The organism is Pseudomonadota bacterium, from assembly GCA_022361155.1.
Lineage (GTDB): Bacteria > Myxococcota_A > Polyangia > Polyangiales > JAKSBK01 > JAKSBK01.
Genome location: JAKSBK010000436.1, coordinates 1 through 5,331, shown reverse-complemented (window position 1 = coordinate 5,331; position 5,331 = coordinate 1). Strand labels below are relative to the sequence as shown.

General features: G+C 64.4%; 3 protein-coding genes. 2 read left to right on the top strand and 1 reads right to left on the bottom strand.

All coding sequences use genetic code 11. From position 1 onward, the window contains the following. Positions 1–1,292: RagB/SusD family nutrient uptake outer membrane protein (locus MJD61_16630; GenBank protein MCG8556888.1), on the top strand; the 1,292-nt coding region annotated here is incomplete at its 5' end. A 369-nt stretch (positions 1,293–1,661) separates the two neighbouring features. Beyond that, on the top strand, positions 1,662–3,905 hold the full coding sequence (locus MJD61_16625) for a DUF839 domain-containing protein (GenBank protein MCG8556887.1): 2,244 nt from the start codon (positions 1,662–1,664) through the stop codon (positions 3,903–3,905). 199 nt (positions 3,906–4,104) lie between these two features. Here MJD61_16625 and MJD61_16620 read toward each other — a convergent pair. Beyond that, a partial coding sequence (locus MJD61_16620; GenBank protein MCG8556886.1) for a hypothetical protein occupies positions 4,105–5,331 on the bottom strand: 1,227 nt, incomplete at its 5' end.

The following is a 5,331-nucleotide window of genomic DNA, read 5'->3' as shown; positions in this document are numbered from 1 at the left end:
TGGAGCAGGAGCGGAAGGCGCAATTGATCGCGGAGATGCAGTTCATTCGGGCCTGGGTCTATGCAGATTTGGTCCGGTGGTACGGGGGTGTGCCGCTGATCGACGAGGTGCTGACGACTCGGGACACGCAGAGGTTTCACGCCATCGCGAGAAGCACGTATGATGAGGTGGTGGCCAGGATTGTTGGGGACCTGGACGCGGCGATTGCCGTTCTTCCGCCGACCCGCAATGGAGGCAAGGCAACGGGGATCGCGGCCATGGCCCTGAAGTCGAGGGTTCTGCTCTACGCGGCGAGTTTGTTGAACAACCCATTGAATGACCCGGGAAAGTGGATAGCAGCGCACGATGCCACCAGGGCGGCAATCGACGCACTTGGCGATCAGGCGCTGCATCCTGACTATGGCGAGGTCTTCCTTTCGGTGACGACGGAGACGCTTTGGGCGCGGTACTTTGTCGGGGGTGGCACCGGCCAGGGGCACATCGTCAATCTCTCTAACAATCCGAACGGACATAACGGGTGGGGTGGCAACACGCCCTTGCAGGCCCTGGTGGACGCCTACGACATGAGCAACGGGCTGCCGATCACCGATCCGGCTAGCGGATATGACCCTCAGAATCCCTACGTCAATCGGGACCCGCGATTCTACGCCACGATCAATTTCAACGGCGCGATGTGGAAAGGGCGCCCTATCGAGACGTTCAACGGTGGCCTGGATACCAAGGAAGGACCGGTGCAGCACTGGAATGGAACCCACACCGGCTACTACACGCGAAAGTATTTGGACGAGAGCGAGCCGATTAGCGAAACGATAAAAAGTACGACACCGTGGCCCTTTTTCAGGAAGGCGGAGCTTTACCTCAACTATGCGGAGACGCTGCTCGCGTTGGGGGACGAGGTCAACGCGAAGATATGGATGAACAAGACACGAGCCAGGGCGGGAATGCCAGACATAGCATTGGAGAGCGGCCCGGCGCTGGTAGAGCGATACCGTCAGGAGAGAAGGGTCGAGCTGGCTATCGAAGGCCACAGGTTCTTTGACATCCTACGCTGGAAGATCGCCGAGCACGTGCTGGCCGGCCCAGCGAGAGGCGTCACGATCACAATAGGCCCGGGTGGCGTGCCGGTGTATGACTATGAGACAAAGGACCCCATACCGGGTAGATCCTTCGATCCAACCAAACACTACCGGATGCCTATACCAAGAAGTGAAATAGATAAGGCACCCATGCTCTTGCAGAACCCGGGCTATGGCTGCGGCGAGCAGGGACAGCCGCCATGTTTTTCGCCCTAGACCTAGTACCGCTTGAGCTCGCGAGCGGAGCCTAGACGCGCACGCACGCCGGCCTCGACGCGCGCGCCAGCCCGGCGAGTGAACTGGCATGCGGGTTGGCACGCGCTAGGCCCCCGCAAAACGTCCCGACCCACGGGCCTGCATGTTTGGGTTGCCTGCCTCCGCGCCTCCTGGGCGGTCACGGCTGTTTCCCGGGCCTCCCTTCCCAAAAGCACCGCGAAGCGGAAAAACGGAGTTGCAGGCACGGCTGTCCTCGATTCTTTTGCCATTCATGACACGTTCGTGTGATTCGAGCGCCACGTTGGCTCGCCATAGTAGCAGTGCTCGCGCGGCAGTCGTTGCGGGCGAGGCACACTACAGAGGCCAGGAATGCAACAAGAGCCAAGGTCCGACGCGGCGTGCGAGCAGCGGAACACGCAGGGTGGATCCGAACCGCAGGGTGGATCCGAACCGCAGGGTGGATCCGAACCGCAGGGTGGATCCGAACCGCAGGGTGGATCCGAACGGCAGTGCGCATCCGAACCGCAGGGTGGATCCGAACGGCAGTGCGCATCCGAACCGCAGGGTGGATCCGAACGGGCGAGCGGCGAGTACTTCCAGAACGTGCTGAACCGGGCGCTGGCGCGGCGGGGCATGCTCAAGGGCATGACCGCGGGTGCAGCGCTCGTGGTGGCACCAGCGCTGCTCAAGCCGCGCCGCGCCGTGGCGACCAACGCCGCCCGAGGGCACGGGGAGCTTCGGTTCGAAACCGTCATGCCAGGCAACGAACCAGACGTGGTCGTTCCTGCCGGCTACGAAGTCGACGTGCTTCTGCGCTGGGGCGACCCGTTGTTTCCGAACGCCCCGGCCCTGGACCTCGATAACCAAAGCGCCGCAAGCCAGTCCCGCCAGTTCGGCTTCAACGCCGACCTTGTGGTTTGGTTTCCGCTACCCTGGTACGTACGGCGTTCGCTGCAACGCAGCGGGGAGCTTGGCGCACGCGCCGCGCAGTGGCTTGGAAGAGAGTTTCGGAGTAGCAAACAGCGCTTCAGCGAGCATGCGCTCATTTGTGTCAACCACGAGTACACGAAGGGAGGCGACATGTTTCCTGCCTACGACTCGAGCAACCCCAGCGCCGAGCAGGTAGCCGTCGAAATCGAGGCTCACGGCGTCACGGTGGCGGAGCTGGTCCTGCGCGGGCGCGCCCACGATATGGACGACATGGACGACGAGCGCGAGGAGTCTGAGCGTAGCGCCAAGTGGGAGTTCGAGCGTAGCTCGCCCTTCAACCGGCGCATCACGGGCACCACACCCATGCAGATCGCAGGGCCGTTGCGCGGCTCGAGCTACGTGCAGACCAGCCGCGACCCGAGCGGCACGACCGTCCTCGGCTGCTTCAACAACTGCGCTGGCGGCTTCACGCCCTGGGGCACGCTGTTGACGTGCGAGGAGAACTTCGACCAGTATTTTGCGCACTTCGACGCCGCGGACCCGGCGAACCATTTGAGCCGTCGCATCAAGGCCCCGTCCGGCGAGAGCCGTCGCAAGTGGGAACGCTTCGATTCGCGCTTCGATCTATCGAGCGACCAGAACGAGTACCACCGCTACGGCTACGTGGTGGAAATCGATCCCTATGATCCCAGCTCCACGCCGAAGAAGCGTTCCGCGCTTGGCCGCTTCAAGCACGAAGGCGCCGTGAGCGTTTTGGCCAAAGACGGGCGCGCGGTCTGCTATTCCGGGGACGACGCACGCTTCGAATACGTCTACAAGTTCGTCTCCAGCGGGCGCTTCCAGGCTGGCGACCGTACGGCCAACATGGACCTGCTCGACGAGGGCATCCTGTACGTGGCGCACTTTGGCTCCGGCCACACGATCGGTGACGAAATGGGCAGCGGTGAGTGGCTGCCGCTCGTCTGGGCTGCCGGCAACCCGCTGGATGTGGCCGGTTACGCCAACCAGCAGGAGGTGCTGCTGGACCCACGCGGTGCAGCGGATGTGCTCGGCGCGACACCCATGGATCGACCCGAGGACGTCGATGTCAGCCCGAAGACCGGCTACGTGTACGTGACGCTGACCAACAACTCGAAGCGCACCCAGGGCAACGAAGCCAATCCGCGCTCGCCCAACCCGCACGGTCACATCGTCGAGCTCAAGGAAGATGGGGACGACGCTGCGGCGCTGAGCTTCACCTGGAACATCTTTATCAAGTGCGGCAACCCGGCGGTGGCTGCCGATGAGACCAAGTTCGGTGGTCTAGCGGACCCGATCGCGGCCGGTGTCAGCCCGATCTCCGACCCGGACAACATCGTGTTCGACGACAGCGGCAACCTGTGGATCTCGACCGACGGGCAGTTCTTCAGCGGCAGCGCCGGCTTCGGCCAGAACGACGGTGTGTTCGCCGTGCCCGTCGAAGGCCGAGACCGCGGCCTGCTGCGCCAGTTTTTGTCAGGCGTACCGGGTGCGGAAGTGTGCGGACCCGAGTTTTCTGGAGACAACCGCACTTTTTTCTGCGCCATCCAGCACCCCCACGACGGCAACGCGTTCAGCCGGCAATGGCCCACCGATGAACCGGTGGTCTCCAAGCCGAGTCTCATCCAGATAAACCATGCTCGGCGGCGGAAGATCGGACGCTAGGGGGTGCAAGGGGGCAGCACTCCGATCAACGAGAAGAACGTCGTGAAGATGTTGTCCTCGTAGCAGTTGCCGCTGGCGCGGGCTGCGTGCTGCCAGGTTGTCGTGGTCGCCCGTGCCGCCGTCGGAGTTGATCTGTTCGACGCAGAAGAAGGCCTCGTCGTTGCTCACGCCGCCGCGGGGCTTCACCGTTGGGCACTAGCTAGTTTGATGGGCGGCAGGCGGTCATTTTCAAGCCTTTGACCCGGACAGGCGTTGCACGTTGTATCGTGGTTCCATCGCCGAGCTGCCCCGACTTGTTTCTGCCCCAGCACATGAGCTCGCCCGTCCCGAGCCGCGCACAACTATGAAAGGCATCCACCGCCAGATCGACCGCGTCGGTGATTCCGGAGACCGTCACGGGCGTCCCGCTCGGCACGAGGGAGCCATCGCCGAGCTGCCCCTCTTGGTTCGAGCCCCAACACCGGACTTGTCCGCTGCGCAAGCGCGCGCAGGTGTGGAACGCACCCAGGCCGATCTCGGCGGCACCGTCGAGGTTCGCCACGGTCTCCGGCATGCGATTGCGGGGGCCTGTCTGCCAACACTGGACCTGCCCGTTGACCAGCAGCGCGCAGGTGTGGTGCTCGCCGAAGCTGATCTGCGCTGCATTCGCGAGGGTCACCACGGTCACCGGCGCAAGGGCCAGCTCACCGTTGACGAGGCCCCAACAGCTCAGCTGGCCCGTGCGCAGCAACGCGCAGCTGCGGCTGCGCTCCGCGTGCACGCTCACGGCGTCGCGGACGCCGGAGACGAAAACGGGCAACTCGAGAAGCCGGGTCTGAGCACCGTTGCCGAGCTGGCCGTACAGGTTCTTGCCCCAGCACATGAGCTCGCCGCCCCTGAGGCGCGCGCAGATGTGGTCTACAGCAATGCTGATCTCGCTTGCGTGCATCACCCCGGGAACCAGAATCGGCGTGATACCCTCGAACCCGACCACTTGGTGGCCCCAGCACCGGACCTCGCCTGCCTCAAGGCGGGCGCAGGTCTTGCTGGCGCCTGCTGCTACGTCGAGCGCACCGGTGATGGCCGCCTTGACCGGCACGGGAACGTGCCAGTCCCTGGGGTCCCCCTTGCCAGTGCCCAGCTGCCCGGATAGGTCCGCGCCCCAGCACCAGACCTCGCCCGTCTCGAGGCGCGCGCAGGTGTGGCCCCAACCGGCCGCGATCCCCTCTTCGCAGGGCGGCGCGCAGCGCAGGCCCTCGTCCAGCGAGCCGTCGCAGTCGTCGTCCAGGTCGTTGCAGCGCTCGGGGCTGGGGCCGATGGCGCTGCAGTCGACCCACGTCCCGGCGGCACAGGTTTCGCTGCCCGCCTGGCACACTCCGACATCGCTGCCGCACGGGCGCATCAAGGCCTCGTCCAGCGAGCCGTCGCAGTCGTCGTCAACGTGGTT

Bases quoted from the DNA above. Each gene is read 5' to 3' on its own strand.
- MJD61_16625 (MCG8556887.1), top strand. From the start codon at position 1,662: ATGCAACAAGAGCCAAGGTCCGACGCGGCGTGCGAGCAGCGGAACACG.